Origin of the sequence: Thermoflexus sp. (assembly GCF_025055495.1) — a bacterium.
In the GTDB taxonomy this organism is placed as follows: domain Bacteria; phylum Chloroflexota; class Anaerolineae; order Thermoflexales; family Thermoflexaceae; genus Thermoflexus.
Genome location: NZ_JANWXB010000390.1, coordinates 1 through 2,114, shown reverse-complemented (window position 1 = coordinate 2,114; position 2,114 = coordinate 1). Strand labels below are relative to the sequence as shown.

The 2,114-nt window shown below is 58.9% G+C and carries 2 protein-coding genes; both read left to right on the top strand.

What is annotated here, in order from left to right; translation table 11 throughout:
- The first annotated feature begins 312 nt into the window (after positions 1 to 312).
- Positions 313 to 1,098, top strand: coding sequence for an ABC transporter ATP-binding protein (locus tag NZM16_RS12690; RefSeq protein ID WP_295480705.1), 786 nt, complete (start codon positions 313 to 315; stop codon positions 1,096 to 1,098).
- A gap of 53 nt (positions 1,099 to 1,151) precedes the next feature.
- Positions 1,152 to 1,865 carry an ABC transporter ATP-binding protein gene (locus tag NZM16_RS12685; protein WP_295480703.1) on the top strand — a complete coding sequence of 238 codons (714 nt, stop codon included), beginning with the start codon at positions 1,152 to 1,154 and terminating at the stop codon, positions 1,863 to 1,865.
- Positions 1,866 to 2,114: the final 249 nt, after the last annotated feature.

The window sequence follows — 2,114 nt, the reverse complement described above, 5'->3', positions numbered from 1 at the left end:
GGAGCTGGCCGAGGCTCTGGGCCGGGAGGAGGCCGCCGAGCCGGAGCGATTGCCGGTGGAGGCGGAGAAGGAACTTCCACCGGTGATCCCAGCGCCGGAGGTCAAACCGGCCAGGGATTAAAATTTCGATCGACCAAAGGTCCCCTGATAATCACTCCAGTCCATATTGAGGATTCTTTCCGAAGGGATTTTTCGCAGGATGGAGGCTGCCAAGGGCGGACCCCATCCTGCGAAAACGGATTTTCCCGCTTTATACGATGTACGAGCAATCTCCGCCAGAAATCCTCATAGAAGCACCAGGAGGCATCAGGGATGGCCAACTTGTTGGAATTAAGGAAGATCACCAAGCGGTTTGGTGGGCTGGTTGCGGTTAATCGGGTGGATTTCACGCTGGAAGCAGGACGGATTGTTAGTATCATTGGGCCGAACGGGGCAGGGAAGACCACGCTCTTCAACCTCATCACCGGGATTTACAAACCGGACGAGGGGGAGATCCTTTTCGAGGGGGGTTCTCTGGTCGGGCTCCGGCCGGACCAAATCACTGCGCGAGGTATCTCGCGCACCTTTCAAAATATCCGCCTGTTCGGGAATATGACGGTGATCGAAAACATCCTGGTCGGCATGCATACCCGTTTCCGGGCGAATCCGGTGGACATCCTCTTCCGAACTCCTCGGTTTCAAGCTGAGGAACGGCAGTTGCGGGAGGAAGCGCTGCGGCTGATTCGATTTGTAGGGTTGCGAGCCTCGCCGGACGAACTGGCCAAAAATCTGCCTTATGGTGAACAGCGCAAGGTGGAGATCGCGCGGGCCCTCGCAGCCCATCCGAAGTTGATTCTTCTGGATGAGCCCACGGCCGGGATGAACCCTCAGGAGACGGCGGAGACCACTCGATTGATCCGACGTCTGCGGGATGAATTGGGCATCACGGTGATCCTGATCGAGCATCAGATGCGGGTGGTGATGGGGATCTCGGAACGGGTCACGGTGCTGGATTATGGGGAGAAAATCGCGGAGGGAAGCCCGGAGGAAGTTCGACGGAACCCACGGGTGATCGAGGCCTATCTGGGGCGAGGAGTTGCCATCGGGGCAATCGCATGAAACTCATATTTATCTGTGGCTGAGCCAAACCCTCAAACTCGGGAACGAGGACGATGGCCGTTCTGGAACTGATCGATGTTCATACTTACTATGGGCATATCCATGCGCTGAAGGGGGTCTCCTTTAAGGTCGAGCCAGGGGAGATCGTTACCCTGATCGGCGCAAACGGCGCGGGCAAGAGCACAACGCTACGCACGATCTCCGGTCTGGTCCGGGCTCGTCATGGTCGCATTCTGCTGAATGGGGAGGACATCACCCATCTACCCCCGCATGAGATCGTGGCCCGGGGTGTCGGGCACGTCCCGGAGGGACGGCGCGTGTTCCCCCAGCTGACAGTTTGGGAGAATTTGGAGATGGGGGCTTATACGGTGCGTGACCGGCGCGAGGTCGCCCGGCGGATGGAGTTTGTGTTCGCCATCTTCCCGCGCTTGCAGGAACGCCTCCATCAGAAAGGCGGGACCCTATCCGGGGGTGAGCAGCAGATGCTCGCCATCGCCCGCGCGTTGATGATGCAGCCCCGTATTCTCTTGATGGACGAACCGTCGATGGGGCTAGCCCCCGTTCTGGTGGAGAGCATCTTCGAGGTAATCCGGCAGCTGAACCAGCAAGGCACCACGATCCTCCTGGTGGAGCAGAACGCGCATATGGCTCTCCAGGTGGCCCATCGGGGTTATGTGTTGGAGACCGGTCGCATTGTCCTGGAGGGAACCGCCCAAGAGCTGGCGAACAACCCACAGGTCCAGGCGGCATATCTCGGAATGCATTAGACCTGTTATGGCATTTTGTAAAGGACAGGCTGTCATCTAACCGAACGCCTAAAGATCCCGGTCGTGTTTCCTTGGGTGCGGATCGCCTCCCCGATTTCGTGGGGGATTTCTGTTTTGCAAGGAGGAGACCATGAGGCGCCTGCTGTGGGGCATGTTGATCTTTGTTCTGCTGGCGGTTGCGTGTCAGCCAGCCGCCACGCCGACCCCGACTCCAGCTCCGGCCGCGCAACTCCCCAACCTGGGTGGGCG